Raw genomic sequence first — 17,424 nt, 5'->3', positions numbered from 1 at the left:
CGGCCCCTCTACTTCAATCTGGCGGTCGCAACAGAAATGCGCCGCAACCCTTCTTGCAGGCTTTCGGTGGCGTAAGCAAAAGAAAGCCGCAGATGGCCCGGCAAACCAAAGGCACGCCCCGGCACCAGTGCCACCCCGACTTCGTCCAGCAGATACCGGCAGAATTCGTGATCGACCGGCATTTCAGCCGGTGTTTTGGGAAAGACATAGAACGCGCCATCCGGAACGGCACACTCCAGACCCGCGGCATTCAACCCAGCAACCACAAGATCACGGCGCGCCCGCATCGCCTGCAGGCGTTCGCCCAATAGCGTTTGCGGCCCGGTAATCGCAGCCAATGCTGCCGCCTGCGCGATGGAACATGCGCCTGATGTAATCTGCCCCTGAACAGCGGTCATCGCCTTGATCAAGGGTGATGGCCCGATTCCCCAACCGATCCGCCACCCGGTCATCGAATAGGCCTTGGAAACTCCATTTACGGTCAGCACTCTATCCGCCAGATGCGGCACGGCCTGAACAAATGGCGTGAAGGGAACATAGGTCAGGTGTTGGTAAATCTCATCCGAGATCACCCAAACATTGGGATGCCTGTCCAAAACACGACCCAGAGCCTGCATTTCCGATTCAGTATAGACCGCGCCGGTCGGGTTTGAGGGCGTGTTCAGCAAAAGCCAGCGAGTGCGCGGCGTAATTGCGGCCTCAAGCTGTGCTAGGGTCAGCTTGAACCCCTGAGAAACCGGACAGTCCAGCACAACCGGAATACCGCCGGACAGCCTGACCATATCCGCATAGCTGGTCCAGAACGGCGCCGCGATAATAACTTCATCCCCGGGATCGAGCGTGGCCATCAGCGCCCCGGACAAAACCTGTTTAGCACCGGTCGAGACGATCACGTTTTCCGGCCGGACACTGGCCCCGACGGCGATAGCCGCCCGGAGGTCCGGCGCCCCTGCCGTCGCCGGGTACCGTGTTTGCCCGGCCAGCGCCGCTTGATGGGCCGCTTCGACCACATGTTCAGGGGTCGGAAAATCAGGCTCGCCAGTACTGAGCGCGACCACATCGACACCCTGCGCCTTTAGGCGTGCAGCCTGCTCAGAGATCTGAACAATCTCTGACAACTCAATCCCGCGCAGCCTGTCTGCACGCCTAAAACTATCTGCTGCGATTTCCCTGGACACTGCCAACGTCTCTCTTGACCAAAATATTCATTTGGTATCGGGCTGGCGGGCCCTAAAAGCCAGTGATATTCCATCCGAAAGGTATGAGGAATTATCATATGATCGCCCCCCGTCGTTTTCTGCCGTCTATCCCCTCTCTGCTGGCACTCGAGGCCGTTGACCGCCTTGGCAGTGCTTCGGCGGCAGCGGAAGAGCTTTCGCTGACCCAAAGCGCCATCAGCCGACAGCTCAAGTCGATGGAGGAACAGCTGGGCATCGAACTGATCCAGCGAACCCAGATGCGGCTGCAGCTTACCCCGGCGGCAAAAGAATACGTTCAGGTCGCGCGCAAAAGCTTGCACCAACTGGCGCAGGCCTCCCTAAAACTCAGAGCCAATCCGACCGGAGGATCGCTGAACCTGTCGATCCTGCCGGCGTTTGGGATGCATTGGCTGGCGCCCCGTCTTCAGGACTTTGCCCGCCGACATCCCGAGGTGACCGTCAATCTGAACACCCGGCTTCGCCCCTTCGATTTCGAAACGGAACATTTCGACGCCGCGATTCATTTCGGGCGTCGAGATTGGCACGGCGTCAACTACCTGCCGATCATGCGTGAAAATGTTGTACCGGTTTGCGCTCCGGAAATTCTGCCCAAAAACCCGGAACAGATTGACTGGCTAATGAATGCCCCGCTGCTGCACCTGGAAACGCGCCCTGATGCCTGGGAGCAATGGTTTGCCGCACAAGGGCTTGTGGCATCAGGGCTTGGCGGCATGTTGTTCGACCAATTCTCGACCATGGGACAAGCCACAATTCATGGGCTTGGGGTGGCGCTGCTGCCCAGCTATCTGGTCGAAGACGACCTGAAAACCGGGCGACTCGTTCCCGCCTGGAAAGGCCCGGGCGTCAGTCTGGGCGATTTCTTTCTGGTCTGGCCGCAATCCCGGGTGGCATCCGAGCCGCTGAAGTCGTTCTGTTCTTGGCTGCAAGGCCAAGTCGACCAAATCTCGTGACCGGGCCATTCCGACCACCCTAGAAAACTGCGGGGCGGGAGCGTTCCGAACAGGATTATGTGTCCAACGACCGAGCAATGAGTTCCTTCATGATCTCATTTGTCCCGCCATAGATCATCTGAACCCGCGCATCCGCGTAAAGCCGAGCAATCGGATATTCCATCATGAACCCATAGCCACCAAACAGCTGCAGACATTCGTGCATGATCTCATTCTGCACCTCAGACCCCCAGTATTTGGCCATCGACGCGGTCGATGCATCCAAAGTTCCAGCCTCAAGTCGGGCAATACAGTCGTTGACAAAACTGCGCAGCACTTCGGCCTTGGTTTTACACTCGGCAAGCTTGAAGCGGGTATTCTGGAAATCCATCACGCGCTGACCGAAGGCTTTGCGCTCCTGCGTGTATTTCACTGTTTCGGCAATCGCGAAATCAATCGCACCCAGGGCACCGATTGCAATCGTCAGGCGTTCCCAGGGAAGTTGCCGCATCATCTGGTAAAAACCCTGCCCCTCTTCCGCACCAATCAGGTTTGTCATCGGGACCTTGACGTCCTCAAAGAACAGCTCGGCCGTGTCATTGGACTTCATGCCCAGTTTCTTGAGGTTCCGCCCCTTGCGGAACCCATCTGCGCCCTGCGTTTCGACCGCGACCAACGATACCCCTTTCGACCCTTGGGTCTTGTCGGTCTTTGCGGCCACAAGGATCAAGTCCGCAGATTGCCCATTGGTGATAAAGATCTTGGACCCGTTCAGACAGTAGGAGTTACCGTTCTTTTCCGCAGTTGTGCGGATCGACTGCACATCCGAACCGGTTCCGGGCTCTGTCATGGCCAGCGCGCCGACCATCTCGCCCGAGGCGAGTTTCGGCAGCCATTTCAACTTTTGATCTTCGCTGCCATAAGCGGTGATATAGTGGATGACAATCGACTGGATCGCATAGCCCCAACCGGAATCTCCGTGCGAGGTCTGGGCGTACATGGTCAGAGCATCAAATCCCATGCCACCACCGACACCGCCGTGTTCTTCGGTGATCGCGCCAGCCATCAGTCCCATGTCACCGGCCTTGCGCCAGAACGCACGATCAACAACCCCGTTTTCGGTCCAGCGCTCGATATTGGGCACCAGTTCGTCCTGCATGAAACGGTTCGCCATTTCGGCAAACATCTGGTGCTCTTCGGACACCCAGCTGGATGTAGGGGTAATAAGAGACATTGCGCATCCTCCAAGATCAACTTGCCGCCAGCGTAATTTGGACCGCCAAGTAATCCAATGCGTTGGATGAAACGCTACGCAACGTCTTTTGGAAGATTTCGCCGGGTCACGGGATCGGTGCGGCCAACGCGTTTTCCAGCAAGACCCGCGCTGCAGCTTTGGCATCTTGCGCGGGATCACAGCTTTTCAACAGAACCGCCGTCACGATTGCCCCTTCTTTCAGCAGAAGAATCTGACATCCCAGGCTTTCAGGGTCGCAGGCACCGGCTTTGCGGGCCAGATCCGTGAAATATTCCAACAACAACCGCTTGTGTTCCGCCGCCTGCACGTGGATCGGGTGCTCTTTCTCCTGGAACTCGGCGCCAGCCTTGATGAACATGCAGCCGCGAAACCCGTCTTCGGCGAACCACTCGCCCAGTGCATCAAAGCTTGAAATCAACTGGTCCGCAGGGGTGTCGGCCAATTCCTCGACACGACGCATGAACCAGTTGCGGAAATTCTCGTCCCGCAGACGCAAAGCCGCCAGAATCAGATCTTCCTTGGTGCGGAAATGTTTGTACATCGAAGTCTTCGACACACCCGTCTCAGCCACCAGCTTGTCCATGCCGGTCGCATGAAAACCGTCACGATAAAAGACCTTCAGGGCCTTGCGGACCAGCTCATCCCTTTTGTTTGGGCGCATGATTCGCCTCCTATACGTACCGATCTGTACATAATTGTACCCTCCATAATCCGCAAGGGCCACCAATGTTCAGGAAATTCTCTTTATTTTCCACCTGGATAGAGAAAAATTTTAGATATTTTACAGGCGCCCCTTGCAAAGAGGTACCGATCAGTACACCTTAACGATACGATGTACCGATCAGTTAACTAGGAGCCGTCATGAAACGCCGTACCAGCCCCTTCAACCGCCAGTACATCCCATTTCTGTTGACCCTTGCGCTGCTCGCTGCATCGCTGACCTGAAGGATCATGACATGAGCCGCCCCCCTCTGCCGCCATTCACTGCTGAGACCGCTACACAAAAGGTCCGCATGGCTGAAAATGCTTGGAACAGCCGCGATCCGGATATCGTGACGCCCGCCTATACCGAGCACAGCCAATGGCGGAATCGGGCCGAGTTTGTCGCGGGCCATGCTGAAATTCACGCGCTTTTGACCCGCAAGTGGAGAAATGAGCAGGAGTACCGGCTGATCAAAGAACTCTGGGCCTATTCGGAAACCCGTATTGCCGTGCGCTATGCGTATGAATGGCGGAACGACAGCGGCCAGTGGTTCCGCTCATATGGTAACGAGAACTGGGAATTCGATAGGGATGGTCGGATGGCTAAACGTCATGCCTCGCTGAACGACCTTTCGATCAGGCAACAGGATAGGGTTTTCCTTTGGCCTCTTGGTCCGCGCCCTGACGACCATCCCGGCCTGTCTGATCTGGGCCTGTAGAAAGGACCTATTATGCCACGTGCTTTTTCCAAACTAACCTTCACGCCTGCTGTTCTCACCCATCAAGAAAGGATGGGATCGGCAAAAACCTATGCGAAATTCCTGGAAAGCGGCCCTGTGCAGGGTCACGAAATCAGAGCCGCCGAAAAAGAGTTCATCGAGGCCCGCGACGGGTTCTACCAATCAACCGTGTCCGAGACCGGCTGGCCATATGTGCAGTATCGTGGCGGACCCGCGGGGTTTTTACGAGTACTTGATGCGCAGACCATCGGGTATGCTGATCTTTCGGGCAACAAACAGTATATCTCGCGCGGGAATTTGGATGGCAATGACCGGGTTGCGCTGATCCTGATGGATTATGCCAACCAGCGACGCCTTAAAATACTTGGGCGTGTCGAAATTGCCGAAGGCGCTGCGGCGGCTGCCAGCCTCTCCCCCGAAGGCACCCAGACCCCGGCAGAGCGCGCCGTCATTATCAAGGTCGAAGGTCTGGACTGGAATTGCCCAAGTCACATTACCCCACGATTCACCGAGGCCGAGCTGCGCCCCCACCTGAACGAATTGGGCCAGCAGATGGCCCAACTTCAGGCGGAAAATGACCGGCTGAAACGGGAACTGGAAAATAAGAAATAAGCACCAGTGCCAAGCATTCCCCAACTTGTGATTTAAGGACTGACATCATGATAACGTTAACGCTGCACCGAGCCTTCATAGTCCTGTTTGGTTTCGCTTTGTCGATTGCCTTTCTTATGCTGGGATTTTTCGCATCTCCCGAAGCTGTTCGGACATCCCCGCCCGCGCTTTATAATTCGCTGCTGCTGGAAAAACTGACCCAAGACTAAGAACCGTACGGCCCCCGAAACAAGAGATTGTGCCTAAATCATGATCTCTGCCCTTGACCTTCCTGTGACTGGAACCCCCATCTAGGGTTGGAAACAGGACAGGATGAGTCGATTGGCCACCCCACATGCTATCAGACTGAAGGTCACCGAAATGAGCTGCGCATCCTGCGTAGGCCGCGTGGAATCTGCGTTGCGCAATGTTCCCGGGGTTACCGAGGCTTCGGTCAACTTCCCAACCGAGACCGCACAGGTCACTTATGACGGGCCGATCAGCGACCTGACGGGCGCGCTGGACAAAGCTGGTTATCCGGTGTCAGTGGCAGAAGCCGTTCTGCAGATTGACGGAATGAGTTGTGCTTCTTGCGTCGCAAGGATTGAACGAGCACTCTGCGCAGATCCGGCCGTCATAAGTGCTCGGGTCAACCTGGCCACTGAAACCGCGACCATTCGTTTTGCCGACGGGGCAACTGATCCTGTGAAGCTGGCGCAGCTAAGCACCAAAGCGGGCTATCCGGCGCACCCTTCCAGGATGGCCGAAAGCAACGATGAGAAACCGGGCGAAGCCTCTGCGCTGATCCGCACCACCCTGATCGCTGCAACGCTGGCTTTGCCTGTGTTTATACTCGAGATGGGCGGGCACATGATCCCAGCCTTTCATCACTGGGTTCAGGCGACAATCGGGATTCAGACCAGCCATCTCATCCAGTTTGTGCTGACATCGGTTCTGCTGATTGGCCCCGGAAGGGTGTTCTATGCCAAGGGTATCCCGGCCTTGCTGCGCGGGACACCTGATATGAATGCGCTGGTCGCGATGGGAACCGGTGCCGCCTATCTGTATTCCGTCCTGGCCACCTTTGCGCCTCAGGTTCTGCCGCAAGGCAGTGCAAATGTGTATTACGAGGCCGCCTCGGTCATCGTGGTCCTTATCCTGCTGGGTCGCGCGATGGAGGCGCGGGCAAAAGGCCGGACCGGGGCCGCTATTCGCAAACTGGTCGGGCTTCAACCGAAAACAGCCCGGCTAGAACAGGACGGGGGCACGGTCGATCGGCCCATATCCGAAATCCTGGTTGGCGATGTGCTGCAGATCCGACCCGGAGAGCGCGTCCCAGTGGATGCTCAGGTGTTGGACGGCACCTCATACGTGGATGAAAGCATGATTACCGGCGAACCCGTTCCTATAGGGAAATCGGCCGAAGATCAGGTGATAGGGGGCACGGTCAACGGCACGGGCGCGCTGCGCGTGCGCGCCACGCGGGTTGGGTCCGAAACGGTGCTGGCACAGGTGATCCAGATGGTTCAGCAAGCTCAGGGTGCCAAGTTGCCGATACAGGGGTTGGTCGACCGGATCACGGCGTGGTTTGTTCCCGTTGTGATTGGCGTTGCCCTACTGACCATTGCGGTCTGGCTGGTCTTTGGCCCCGCTCCTGCCTTGCCGATGGCATTGGTCGCAGGGGTTTCGGTTTTGATCATTGCCTGTCCTTGCGCCATGGGGCTGGCGACTCCGACTTCGATCATGGTGGGGACTGGGCGAGCCGCCGAACTGGGCGTCCTGTTTCGCAAAGGTGATGCGTTACAGCAGTTGCAACAGGCTAAGATCATCGCTTTGGACAAGACCGGGACGCTGACACTGGGGCGTCCTGAACTGGCGAATGTTACGACCACGAATGGGTTTGAGCGCGATACGGTTCTGCGGCTGGCCGCTGCGGTTGAGGCGCGGTCCGAGCATCCGATTGCCACGGCGATCACGCGGGCCGGACCGGCGGACCTGCCCTCGATCTCCGGCTTTGAATCGCTAACAGGGCTGGGTGCGCACGCGTCCGTTGATGGGCACGATCTGTTGATCGGCTCACCCAGATTAATGGCGCAGAACGGCATTGATCTATCCGCGTTGAGCCAACAGGCCGACCAGCATGCCGCCGAAGGGGCGACACCTGTGTTCGTCGCGATCAACGGTCAGGCTGCGGCACTTCTTACGGTCTCGGATCCGGTCAAACCGGGCACGATCGAAGCTTTGCACAGGCTGCACACTATGGGCCTGACGCTGGCGATGGTCACCGGGGACAACGCCCTAACTGCGCAGGCTTTGGCAAACAAGCTGGGCATTGACCATGTTACAGCCGAGGTCCTGCCGGACGGAAAGCTCGCCACAATCAACGCCCTGCGCGACCAGTTCGGAGAGCTGGCCTTTGTCGGTGACGGGATCAACGACGCCCCGGCATTGGCTGCGGCGGATGTCGGCATTGCAATCGGAACTGGCACGGATGTGGCGATTGAAACGGCGGATGTGGTGCTGATGTCGGGCGATCTGCGCGGGGTCGCCAATGCGGTTGAAATCAGCCGCCGGACTATGGGCAATATCCGTCAGAATCTGGGCTGGGCGTTTGGATATAACGTTTTGCTGATCCCCGTCGCCGCCGGGCTGCTGTATCCTTTTGGCGGCCCGCTTCTTTCCCCGGTTCTGGCGGCCGGAGCCATGGCTTTGTCCAGCGTCTTTGTCGTCACAAACGCGCTGCGTCTTCGCAGGGTTCGCGCCAGCCTGCCCGAGGGATCACATACGGCGGCTCCACAAATGGTGACGTCATGAATATCGGCGACGTTTCCAACCAAACCGGTCTCCCTACCAAGACCATCCGCTATTACGAAGATATCGGACTGATCAAACCCCTGCGCGATGATAATGGCTATCGCCGGTTCCGCAGTCAGGATGTGCACAAACTGAGCTTTTTGGGCCGGGCCCGCGCATTGGGATTTACGATCGAAGATTGCCGGACCCTGATGGCCTTGTATGAGGATGAATCCCGCGCAAGTGCAGATGTGAAGAAGGTTGCCCGCGCGCATATGGTCCAGATCGAAGCGAAGATTGCCGACCTTAATGCGATGCGCGATACGTTGGGTCATTTAATTGACGCCTGCGCCGGCGACGACAGGCCTGATTGTCCGATCCTGAAGGATTTGGGCGGACAACCCTGACACGGGGTTGCCCTTTGTCTTCAGCTTTGCTTTGTCTCTGCCAAACAATCCGGCTTGCGGCGTCTGACCGGACCCGGACAGCAGAGAGGTTCACCAAATGGCAAAAGTTGCGTTCCTTGGTTTGGGTGTCATGGGATATCCAATGGCCGGCCACCTGCAGGCTGCAGGTCATGAGGTCACGGTTTTCAACCGAACCACCGCTAAGGCCGAGGCTTGGGTCGCCCAATATGGCGGCTCAATGGCCGCTACCCCGCGCGAGGCGGCTGAGCGAGCCGAGTTTGTCATGGCTTGTGTGGGCAATGATGATGACCTTCGCATGGTCTGCACCGGCGACGATGGCGCCTTCGGCGCAATGTCCAGCGGCGCGGTTTTCGTCGACCATACGACCGTCTCCGCAAAGGTAACCCGAGAGCTTTATGGTGCCGGGAAAACTGCAGGAATCGCTTTTGTAGATGCGCCGATCTCGGGCGGACAGGCCGGTGCCGAAAACGGCGTTCTGTCGATCATGTGCGGGGGGGATCAGGCTGCCTATGACGCGGCCGAGCCCATTATGCAGGTCTATTCCAAAATCTGCCGCCGCATTGGGGACAGTGGCGCCGGTCAGATGACCAAGATGTGCAACCAGATCGCCATTGCCGGACTGGTTCAGGGCCTCAGCGAGGCGCTGCATTTTGCCGAAAAAGCCGGGCTGGATGGCCGGGCGGTTGTGGAAGTGATCAGTCAGGGGGCCGCAGGCAGTTGGCAGATGGCGAACCGCTATGAAACCATGTTGGACGATCATTTCGAGCACGGTTTCGCGGTGGACTGGATGCGCAAGGATCTGGGAATTTGCTTGGATACCGCAGATGAAACAGGGGCATCCCTGCCGGTGACGGCTTTGGTTGATCAGTTCTATAAGGATGTGCAGAAAATGGGCGGGAATCGGTGGGATACGTCCTCGCTTATTAAACGGTTGCGCGCATTGGGGTAACGGGAAAAGGGGGCTGTCTGCCCCCCTCTTGGCCCGCAGGGCCAATTCACTCCCGAAGATATTTTTAGCCAGATGAAAAGGACCCCGGTTTACTGGGACAGGGTTTCAAATGAACGACATCATCGCATTTTGGGCTGATGCTTTGCGGCAAAATTGGGGGCTGGACGCGCGGCTGACCCGATTGGACGGCGAATACGATCTTAATTTTCTGGTCCGGGCAACCAACGGACAGGATTATGTTCTGAAAGTCATGCGCCCCGGATGCGAAGCAGAGCTTGTGGACCTGCAGGTCAAAGCCTTAGAACATATCGCCTCAGAAGCACCAGGGCTGCCATTTCCTACAGTGTTTCCCGATTTGCAGGGGGGCTATCTGCCCCGAATCGAAGATCACGAGGGGGTACCGCGCATTGTTTGGTTGCTGGAATGCCTGCCTGGGCAATGCTATGCGAAATCGGCACCCAAATCCGAAGAGTTGATCCTAAAGCTGGGTCGCGTTCTGGGTGCTACAGACCGCGCATTAGAGCGGTTCACGCATGAGGGTTTGGCCCGGGGCGATTTCAAATGGAATCTGACGCAGGCAGGGTGGATCGAACAGCATCTGGACACCGTTAGTAGCCCCGCGCGACAGGCAGTGCTGGCCGAGATATGTTCCGAATTCAATGCGATATCAGACAAGTTGGCAGGCTTGTCCAGTCAGGCGATTCATAATGACGCCAATGACTATAACGTTCTGGTCGAAGCAGAGCTTGGCCAGCGCCCGGGGGTGTCGGGCTTGATTGACCTTGGCGATATGTGTGCCGCGCCACGCGTTTGCGATCTGGCGATTGCCGGGGCCTATATCGTATTGGATCATCCGCAACCCGAACGCGCATTGGCGGCACTGGTGCGCGGCTATCAGGCGGCAAACCCCCTGCGCGCGGACGAAGTCGATCTGATCTGGCCTCTCTTGCGGATGCGACTGGCTGTGTCGGTTGTGAACTCGACCCTGATGGCCCTTGAAAACCCGGATGATCCTTATGTCACCATCAGTCAGGCGCCGGCCTGGCGGTTTCTTGAGGACCACAGCGTCAATGGCGGATTGATGCCAGCGCGCCTGCGCGTCGCCTGTAGTCTGCCGGTCACCGATGGGGCCGAACGCATCCATGCCTATCTGTCCGCGCATCGTGGTCAATTCGCCGAGATGTTTGGACAGGGTCTAAAAGATGTGCCCATTGGCTCGCTATCGGTCGAAAACTCCGTGTGGCCGCAAAACCCATTCCACATGCCCCTGGCCGAGGCGGCACGTGTTGGCGAGGAAAATATCACAGACTTCTGGTTGGGATATTACAATGAACCCCGCCTGATTTACGCAGAGCCGGGGTTCCGCAAAGGGCCATGGAAAGCTTCGGACCGACGCACCGTGCATCTGGCGGTGGATGTGTTCGCGCCTGCCGGCACTGTCCTGAATGCCCCGATCAGTGGCCGGGTCGAGGCGGTCGAGAACCGCGACAGTCACCTTGACTATGGCGGGGTGGTGATCCTGCATCACGAAACACCCCAAGGCGATCCGTTCTATACACTCTACGGACATTTGGATCCCGAGGTCTGCGACAGGCTGAACCCGGGCGATCCAGTCGCACAGGGAGCGGCTTTTGCACGGCTTGGGGATGTCACACAGAACGGGGGCTGGGCCCCACATGTACATTTCCAGCTGGCCCTGACTACGAACGGGATGCAGGCCAACTGGCCGGGTGTTGGCGACCCTGACGAGCTTGAACTGTGGCACGCCGTCTGCCCGAATCCGGCGGCTCTGCTGAACCTTCCCGATGACAAGGTGTTCTATCGGCCGACCGATAAACAGGCGATCCTGCAGGGACGGCAGGACCACTTCGGAGGCAACCTGTCCCTGACCTATGACGATCCAGTCATGCTGGTACGCGGTTGGAAGCATCACCTGTTTGACGAATGGGGTCGCCCTTATCTGGATGCGTATAACAATGTACCCCATGTGGGCCACGCCCACCCGCGCATTCAGGCTGTCGCAGCAGATCAGCTCAAGCGGATGAATTCCAACACCCGGTATCTGCATCCGGCCCAGACGGCTTTTGCCGATAAGGTTCTGTCCAAGCTGCCCGATCACCTCGAGGTCTGCTTCTTTGTGAATTCCGGCACCGAAGCCAATGAGCTCGCCCTGCGGCTGGCCCGCGCCCATACCGGCGCCAAAGGGATCGTGACGCCCGATCATGGGTATCACGGCAATACCAACGCCGCCGTGGCAATTTCGGCCTATAAGTTCAACAAACCGGGCGGAGTTGGTCAGGCGGATTGGGTGGAACTGGTTGAGGTCGCGGATGACTACCGAGGGTCTTTCCGGCGCGACGACCCCGATCGCGCCCAGAAGTTTGCAGATCTAGTGGACCCAGCGATTGCAGCCCTACAGGACAAAGGTCAGGGCGTTGCCGGTTTCATTGCCGAGACCTTCCCTTCAGTTGGCGGGCAGATCATACCACCCAAAGGCTATCTGCCCGCGGTTTATGATAAAATCCGCGCCGCTGGTGGTGTCTGCATCGCCGACGAGGTGCAGACAGGTTTGGGGCGTCTGGGCAAATATTATTTCGGCTTTGAGCATCAAGGCGCGCTGCCGGATATCGTGGCGATGGGCAAACCCATTGGCAACGGTCATCCATTAGGCGTTCTGGTTACTACCAAAGAGATCGCCCGCAGCTTTGACAACGGGATCGAGTTCTTTTCGACCTTTGGCGGATCGACCCTGTCCTGCCGCATCGGCAAAGAAGTTCTGGATATCGTCGATGATGAAGGCTTGCAGGACAATGCCCGCCTGATGGGCGACAGGTTGATGACAGGCCTGCGTCAGATCGAGACCGATTTCGGATCTGTCGGTGATGTGCGCGGCATGGGCCTGTTCGTTGGAGTCGAACTGATCAACCCCGATGGCTCTGAGGGCCGTGAGATCTGCAAATATGTCAAGAACCGGATGCGCGACCACCGGATTCTTATTGGCAGCGAAGGCCCAAAGGACAGCATCCTGAAAATTCGCCCGCCGCTGACGATCGAAGCGGAAGATGTGGACATGATCCTGTGGGCATTACGGGATGTGCTGGCAGAAGTTGGTGATTACAGCCCGCCACCCTCATGCGATCATGACCATCACCACGCAGGGTGCGGCTGCTGCTGAGGGCACGGAACCCCGGCGCGCATTCGCCGGGGTTCTGCACCTGCCCTGCTGCTTAGTGCAGCGTGGCAGTGGGGTTCTGATGTCTTGAGGTTGGCATCGGGATCGAGACCGTCATGCGTCGCAAAGCCAGCCCTAATTCCTCAGACAAAGCGGCCAATGCGGGGGCAAAATCGGGACGGGCGATCAGGGACGCCATCATCATAGCGTCTTCGCGCGCGCCTTCTGATGCCGCCGCAATCATCTGGGCGAAACAGTTTTCATCCGCGCCAAGGCAGGCACAGCCCAACCCATGCCGGATCAGCGGGCGCCGCCCGTGATGGGCACAAAGCGAGCACAGCCGGTCCAGCGTCAACATCGCTGCCCGGCCCTGATCCGTACCCAGGGCGATCTGAAAGTCCTGCGCCGCATCCATACGCGTTTGCATTCCGTCCCCCCAGAGGCGCAGATACATGACCGCACCGGCCTCGACAGGGCTTAGGTCGGACAGACGACCAACGGTCGCGCCACCCCGGGCTACAGGCGCGCTCATTTCGTCAGGATCAGTTTGCCCGCGCGCGTGATGCGCAGGGTGTACAGCTGATCGCCCAGCTCGATATGGGCCAGATTGCCCCCTTTGGTCAGATCTTCAGCCTTATGTGCAGGCAGCATTGATACGGCAAAAGACTGGCTGGGATTCGGGTTCTGAACATTCATCAGGATCACTCCGGAGGGTTTCAGGCAATGCGCCTTATCGGTTTACTTTTCGGGTATCTGGCTGGCCCGATTCCGGGGTTGCTGACGGCTTGAAATATAATCTGATTATTTTAGTCAGGTATGTCAAGCCTCAATATCCCACTCTCGCAACCGGGTTGAATTGCACTGCCTGAACACACCAATTAGGACTTGCTGTGCAGCTTCAGAGGCAAGGATTTCAATGAGCGCTACAATTATGTTCGATTTGGACGGAACACTGGTCGACAGCCTTCCGGACATCACCGCCGCTGCGAATGCAATGCTGCGGGACACTGGTGTCCCGCCCCTGCCCCAGGACACGATCAAACAATTCGTCGGCAATGGCCTCCCGAAATTGGTAGAACGTATGATGTTTCATTGCGACCTGCCTATGGATCGCCATGCCGAGCTATCGGAACTGACGCTGACCCACTACAACGCAGCCTCCAGCGACAAAACCGTCGTTTACCCTGGCGTGGCCGAAGCGCTTGAACAGCTGCGCCAGATGGGTTGTGTTCTGGGTGTTTGTACAAACAAACCCAAAGCACCGGCTGACCATGTTCTGAAGTCGATGGGCCTGACCCATCATTTCGATGCCACCCTGGGTGGTGACAGCCTGGCCACGCGCAAACCAGACCCAGCCCATCTTGAGGCAAGTTTTAGCGCAGTGGCCGCTATAGGTCCGCGCCTGTTCGTGGGTGACAGTGAGGTCGATGCAGAAACCGCTGAACGGGCCCAGGTGCCCTTTTTGCTATTCACGGAAGGCTATCGGAAAAGCCCGGTTTCTGAACTGTATCATACCTGTAACTTCGCCGACTGGCACGAAGTGCCTGCGCTCGTAAGTGAGCTTTTGGGGGAATTGGGTTGATGTCCCCCAACTAGTGAGGGGCCGGCCGAGGGGGTAAGTAGCCAGCCCCTCAAGGGGGAAAAGTGGTAGGTCCTTGGAAACTCCTTGGATGATTTGAAGTTAACGAATCGCTCCAATCAAAGATATAGGGGGTTTCCCGTAGCCCTAGATAGAGTATTGAAATTAAATAATAAATTATCCGTAAATTCTAGAAATTCGTTGAATATTGTCATTTTCCGTTGGTGACCCGGACCCAGGACACCGCCAATCGAAAGCTGAACAACGAAAACGGGCGGGGATGAACACCCCGCCCGACGGTTCAGAACAATTTCTGAATCCGCATGTTCAGATTGCCAGATATTCCTCGCGCAGCTGTGGATTCTCTAACACCTCGCTGGCGGCTCCATCAAACACGATGCTGCCCGTATCCAGAATGATCGCACGGTCCGCCAATTCCAGGGCGCGCACCGCGTTCTGCTCGACAATGATCGTGGTCATACCCTGCTGTTTGACGTGAAGCAGAGTCTTTTCGATCTCATCCACGATCACCGGGGCAAGCCCTTCATAGGGTTCATCCAGAAGCAACACCTTGATGTCCCGTGCCAAAGCCCGCGCAATCGACAGCATCTGCTGCTCTCCGCCAGACAGGGTAATGCCTTCTTGCTTGCGGCGCTCACCCAGCCTTGGGAACAGCTCATAAAGCCGTTCCAGCGACCAGCCGACAGGTGGAGCGATCTGGGCGAGTTGCAGGTTCTCTTCGACCGTCAGACCGGGGATGATACGGCGATCCTCGGGCACAAGGCCAAGGCCTGCGGCGGCAGCCTCATAGCTGGTCATTTTGTGCAGCGGCTTGTGATCCAGCCAGATCTCACCATGACGCACCTCGGGGTCACTGACCCGCGCGATGGATCTGAGCGTCGAGGTCTTGCCAGCACCATTCCGGCCCAGCAGGGCCAGAATTTCACCTTCGTGCACGTTAAAGCTGACGCCCTGCACGATATAGCTTTCGCCATAGTATGAATGCATGTCCCATACGGACAAAAACGCAGGGGCGGTGCTGGCCATATTGGCGTTTTTCGAAAAGTCAGGTTTCTCGTTCATTGCTTTTCCTTACGCGGCCTCACCCAGATAAGCTTCGCGAACCTTGGGATGCCCGCGGATGTTTTCTGGCGTATCTTCGACCAGAGGTGTTCCCTGCGCCAGAACGGTGATGCGCTCGGCCAGGCTGAACACCACATGCATGTCATGTTCAATGATGGCGATGGTAATGTCACGCTCGTCCTTGATCTGTTTGAGCAGGTCGATCGTGTTGTTGGTATCTGCCCGGGCCATCCCGGCGGTGGGTTCGTCCAGCAAAAGCAGGCGCGGGTTCTGGCTGAGGCACATGCCGATCTCAAGTCGTCGCTTGTCCCCGCGCGACAGCGATGCCGCGTGCATCTCGCGTTTGTCAGCCATGTTCATCTCTAACAGCATCGCCTCGGCCTGCTCGACAATCGCCTTTTCACTGGAGATGGTTTCATAGGCGTGCATCCGAAACGCGCCGTCCCGCATCGCAAAGATCGGGATCAACATGTTCTCCATCACAGTCAAATCGCCGAAAATCTCGGGCGTCTGGAACACACGGCTGATACCCATCTGGTTGATCTGATAGGGTTCCAACCCCAGAACAGAATTGTTGTCGAACAAAACAGAACCGGTATCCGGCATCAGCTTTCCCACCAAACAGTTCAGCAAGGTTGACTTGCCCGCACCGTTCGGGCCGATGATCGCGTGGACCGAGTTTTCTTCGACGTTGAGGTTCACATCCGACAGCGCCTTGAGGCCACCGAAGCGTTTGCTGACGTCTTTGACTCGTAGAATTGCCATGGTGCCCCCTTATTCCGCTGGCTCGGTTTTGCCCTTCGGGGCATCATCGGCGCCCGGTTTCTTACGCTTGAACCAGCCCATCAGCCGCTGACCACCTTCTACCAGCCCACCCGGCAGATAGATCACCACCAGCATGAACAGGATACCCAGCGTCAGATGCCAACCTTTGCCGATGAACGGATGGATCAGGAACACAACCGCGTCCTCAAGCCCATCGGGCAGGAAAGCGAACCAGCTGTGCAGAACATTGTCGTTGATCTTCGAGAAGATGTTTTCGAAATACTTGATAAAACCTGCTCCCAGTACCGGCCCGATCAGGGTCCCTGTACCGCCCAGAATTGTCATCAGTACCACCTCGCCCGAGGCAGTCCACTGCATCCGTTCGGCCCCGGCCAGCGGGTCCATTGCGGCCATCAGCCCCCCCGCCAGACCGGCATACATGCCTGAAATCACAAAGGCTGCCAGTGTGTAGGGTTTCGAATTTAGACCGGTATAATTCATCCGCTGCTGGTTGGATTTCACCGCCCGCAGCATCATGCCAAAGGGCGAGCGGAAGATCCGGATAGAGAGATAGAACACCGCCATCATGATCACCGCACACAGGTAATAGCCCGCGTTAAAGTCAAAGCTCCAGGCACCCACATCCAACGTATAGGTCGCGCGCATGGGAATGCCGAACAGATGCGGTAGGTTTGGCGCGCTGGCCGATTGCAGGATCTGCGGATCGTCCGCATAGACCTGCAAGCCGGTCTCACCATTTGTCAGGTTGAATTTTGGGTTCGAAAGCACCGAATAGGCCAGCGCAAAGCTCATCTGTGCAAAAGCCAGCGTCAGGATCGAGAAATAGATGCCCGACCGACGCAGGCTGACAAATCCGATCAGCAGCGAAAACAATCCAGCAACCAGAACGCTGAGTGCGATGGCCGGAATGACGTTATAGCTGAGCAGTTTGAACATCCACACAGCGGAATACGACCCCACCCCAAGAAAGGCCGCATGGCCAAAGGACAGGTATCCGGTCAATCCAAACAGAATGTTGAAGCCGATCGCAAAGATCCCAAAGATCACGAACCGCTGCATCAAATCGGGATAGCCCGCGTTGAACTGCGCCATGGCGCTGCCTTCGGGGAACGGGTTCAGGATAAAGGGCGCCAACAGGGTCAGTATGGCGACGATGATCAGCAGGCTGGTATCTCTCTTGTTCAGTCCCAACATAGC

General features: G+C 57.3%; 17 protein-coding genes. 9 read left to right on the top strand and 8 right to left on the bottom strand.

What is annotated here, in order from left to right:
• Positions 1-8 precede the first annotated feature (8 nt).
• Positions 9-1,178 carry a pyridoxal phosphate-dependent aminotransferase gene (locus AC2FLG_RS11915; RefSeq protein ID WP_496706410.1) on the bottom strand — a complete coding sequence of 390 codons (1,170 nt, stop codon included), beginning with the start codon at positions 1,176-1,178 and terminating at the stop codon, positions 9-11.
• A gap of 98 nt (positions 1,179-1,276) precedes the next feature.
• Here AC2FLG_RS11915 and AC2FLG_RS11910 point away from each other — a divergent pair, with 98 nt between their 5' ends.
• Positions 1,277-2,170: a LysR substrate-binding domain-containing protein gene (locus tag AC2FLG_RS11910; protein WP_142635780.1), complete on the top strand. Its 894-nt coding sequence runs from the start codon at positions 1,277-1,279 to the stop codon at positions 2,168-2,170.
• 55 nt (positions 2,171-2,225) lie between these two features.
• Here AC2FLG_RS11910 and AC2FLG_RS11905 read toward each other — a convergent pair whose 3' ends face one another.
• Both AC2FLG_RS11905 and AC2FLG_RS11900 read right to left on the bottom strand, forming a co-directional pair.
• The gene (locus AC2FLG_RS11905) at positions 2,226-3,383 is read right to left on the bottom strand and encodes an acyl-CoA dehydrogenase family protein (RefSeq protein WP_142635778.1); all 1,158 of its coding nucleotides are present in this window, start codon (positions 3,381-3,383) and stop codon (positions 2,226-2,228) included.
• Between the two features lie 106 nt (positions 3,384-3,489).
• The gene (locus AC2FLG_RS11900) at positions 3,490-4,065 is read right to left on the bottom strand and encodes a TetR/AcrR family transcriptional regulator (RefSeq protein ID WP_496700747.1); all 576 of its coding nucleotides are present in this window, start codon (positions 4,063-4,065) and stop codon (positions 3,490-3,492) included.
• A gap of 295 nt (positions 4,066-4,360) precedes the next feature.
• Between AC2FLG_RS11900 and AC2FLG_RS11895 the strand changes: the two genes are divergently transcribed.
• The 7 genes from AC2FLG_RS11895 (at position 4,361) to AC2FLG_RS11865 (ending at position 12,782) form a co-directional block, all read left to right on the top strand.
• Positions 4,361-4,825, top strand: coding sequence for a nuclear transport factor 2 family protein (locus AC2FLG_RS11895; RefSeq protein WP_496706332.1), 465 nt, complete (start codon positions 4,361-4,363; stop codon positions 4,823-4,825).
• Between the two features lie 12 nt (positions 4,826-4,837).
• Positions 4,838-5,458 carry a pyridoxamine 5'-phosphate oxidase family protein gene (locus AC2FLG_RS11890; RefSeq protein WP_496706330.1) on the top strand — a complete coding sequence of 207 codons (621 nt, stop codon included), beginning with the start codon at positions 4,838-4,840 and terminating at the stop codon, positions 5,456-5,458.
• 47 nt (positions 5,459-5,505) lie between these two features.
• On the top strand, positions 5,506-5,667 hold the full coding sequence (locus AC2FLG_RS11885; protein ID WP_496696238.1) for a hypothetical protein: 162 nt from the start codon (positions 5,506-5,508) through the stop codon (positions 5,665-5,667).
• A gap of 103 nt (positions 5,668-5,770) precedes the next feature.
• The gene (locus tag AC2FLG_RS11880) at positions 5,771-8,251 is read left to right on the top strand and encodes a heavy metal translocating P-type ATPase (RefSeq protein ID WP_496706328.1); all 2,481 of its coding nucleotides are present in this window, start codon (positions 5,771-5,773) and stop codon (positions 8,249-8,251) included.
• The gene (cueR, locus tag AC2FLG_RS11875; RefSeq protein WP_496706326.1) at positions 8,248-8,637 is read left to right on the top strand and encodes a Cu(I)-responsive transcriptional regulator; all 390 of its coding nucleotides are present in this window, start codon (positions 8,248-8,250) and stop codon (positions 8,635-8,637) included. Before AC2FLG_RS11880 ends, cueR begins: the two co-directional genes overlap by 4 nt.
• Before the next feature lie 97 nt (positions 8,638-8,734).
• On the top strand, positions 8,735-9,607 hold the full coding sequence (locus AC2FLG_RS11870) for an NAD(P)-dependent oxidoreductase (protein ID WP_496700757.1): 873 nt from the start codon (positions 8,735-8,737) through the stop codon (positions 9,605-9,607).
• A gap of 109 nt (positions 9,608-9,716) precedes the next feature.
• A complete protein-coding gene (locus tag AC2FLG_RS11865; protein WP_496706324.1) occupies positions 9,717-12,782 on the top strand; it encodes an aminotransferase class III-fold pyridoxal phosphate-dependent enzyme in 3,066 nt (1,021 codons plus the stop codon).
• 52 nt (positions 12,783-12,834) lie between these two features.
• Here AC2FLG_RS11865 and AC2FLG_RS11860 read toward each other — a convergent pair whose 3' ends face one another.
• Both AC2FLG_RS11860 and hemP read right to left on the bottom strand, forming a co-directional pair.
• Positions 12,835-13,311, bottom strand: coding sequence for a hypothetical protein (locus AC2FLG_RS11860; protein WP_496706323.1), 477 nt, complete (start codon positions 13,309-13,311; stop codon positions 12,835-12,837).
• Positions 13,308-13,475 carry a hemin uptake protein HemP gene (gene hemP, locus AC2FLG_RS11855; protein WP_142635762.1) on the bottom strand — a complete coding sequence of 56 codons (168 nt, stop codon included), beginning with the start codon at positions 13,473-13,475 and terminating at the stop codon, positions 13,308-13,310. Before hemP ends, AC2FLG_RS11860 begins: the two co-directional genes overlap by 4 nt.
• Positions 13,476-13,695: 220 nt before the next feature.
• On the opposite strand from hemP, the gene gph reads away from it, so the two are divergent.
• The gene (gene gph, locus AC2FLG_RS11850) at positions 13,696-14,361 is read left to right on the top strand and encodes a phosphoglycolate phosphatase (protein ID WP_496701641.1); all 666 of its coding nucleotides are present in this window, start codon (positions 13,696-13,698) and stop codon (positions 14,359-14,361) included.
• 324 nt (positions 14,362-14,685) lie between these two features.
• Here the strand turns inward: gph and AC2FLG_RS11845 are convergent, their stop codons facing one another.
• Genes AC2FLG_RS11845 through AC2FLG_RS11835 form a run of 3 tightly spaced genes read right to left on the bottom strand, consistent with a single transcriptional unit; the run spans position 14,686 to position 17,421 of the window.
• Positions 14,686-15,441 (bottom strand): ABC transporter ATP-binding protein, encoded by a 756-nt coding sequence (locus AC2FLG_RS11845; protein WP_142635758.1) that lies wholly within the window; start codon positions 15,439-15,441, stop codon positions 14,686-14,688.
• A 9-nt stretch (positions 15,442-15,450) separates the two neighbouring features.
• Positions 15,451-16,206 (bottom strand): ABC transporter ATP-binding protein, encoded by a 756-nt coding sequence (locus AC2FLG_RS11840; RefSeq protein ID WP_142635756.1) that lies wholly within the window; start codon positions 16,204-16,206, stop codon positions 15,451-15,453.
• A gap of 9 nt (positions 16,207-16,215) precedes the next feature.
• A complete protein-coding gene (locus AC2FLG_RS11835) occupies positions 16,216-17,421 on the bottom strand; it encodes a branched-chain amino acid ABC transporter permease (RefSeq protein WP_496696250.1) in 1,206 nt (401 codons plus the stop codon).
• Positions 17,422-17,424: the final 3 nt, after the last annotated feature.

It is taken from the genome of Ruegeria sp. CDSA193 (assembly GCF_059611885.1).
The sequence above is the reverse complement of the archived record's forward strand: the minus strand, read 5'-3'. Positions and strand labels throughout refer to the sequence as shown.

Coding starts and splice junctions, on each gene's coding strand:
- AC2FLG_RS11910 (WP_142635780.1), top strand. CDS start 1,277: ATGATCGCCCCCCGTCGTTTTCTGCCGTCTATCCCCTCTCTGCTGGCA.
- AC2FLG_RS11905 (WP_142635778.1), bottom strand. CDS start 3,383: ATGTCTCTTATTACCCCTACATCCAGCTGGGTGTCCGAAGAGCACCAG.
- AC2FLG_RS11900 (WP_496700747.1), bottom strand. CDS start 4,065: ATGCGCCCAAACAAAAGGGATGAGCTGGTCCGCAAGGCCCTGAAGGTC.
- AC2FLG_RS11895 (WP_496706332.1), top strand. CDS start 4,361: ATGAGCCGCCCCCCTCTGCCGCCATTCACTGCTGAGACCGCTACACAA.
- AC2FLG_RS11890 (WP_496706330.1), top strand. CDS start 4,838: ATGCCACGTGCTTTTTCCAAACTAACCTTCACGCCTGCTGTTCTCACC.
- AC2FLG_RS11885 (WP_496696238.1), top strand. CDS start 5,506: ATGATAACGTTAACGCTGCACCGAGCCTTCATAGTCCTGTTTGGTTTC.
- AC2FLG_RS11880 (WP_496706328.1), top strand. CDS start 5,771: ATGAGTCGATTGGCCACCCCACATGCTATCAGACTGAAGGTCACCGAA.
- cueR (WP_496706326.1), top strand. CDS start 8,248: ATGAATATCGGCGACGTTTCCAACCAAACCGGTCTCCCTACCAAGACC.
- AC2FLG_RS11870 (WP_496700757.1), top strand. CDS start 8,735: ATGGCAAAAGTTGCGTTCCTTGGTTTGGGTGTCATGGGATATCCAATG.
- AC2FLG_RS11865 (WP_496706324.1), top strand. CDS start 9,717: ATGAACGACATCATCGCATTTTGGGCTGATGCTTTGCGGCAAAATTGG.
- AC2FLG_RS11860 (WP_496706323.1), bottom strand. CDS start 13,311: ATGAGCGCGCCTGTAGCCCGGGGTGGCGCGACCGTTGGTCGTCTGTCC.
- hemP (WP_142635762.1), bottom strand. CDS start 13,475: ATGAATGTTCAGAACCCGAATCCCAGCCAGTCTTTTGCCGTATCAATG.
- gph (WP_496701641.1), top strand. CDS start 13,696: ATGAGCGCTACAATTATGTTCGATTTGGACGGAACACTGGTCGACAGC.
- AC2FLG_RS11845 (WP_142635758.1), bottom strand. CDS start 15,441: ATGAACGAGAAACCTGACTTTTCGAAAAACGCCAATATGGCCAGCACC.
- AC2FLG_RS11840 (WP_142635756.1), bottom strand. CDS start 16,206: ATGGCAATTCTACGAGTCAAAGACGTCAGCAAACGCTTCGGTGGCCTC.
- AC2FLG_RS11835 (WP_496696250.1), bottom strand. CDS start 17,421: ATGTTGGGACTGAACAAGAGAGATACCAGCCTGCTGATCATCGTCGCC.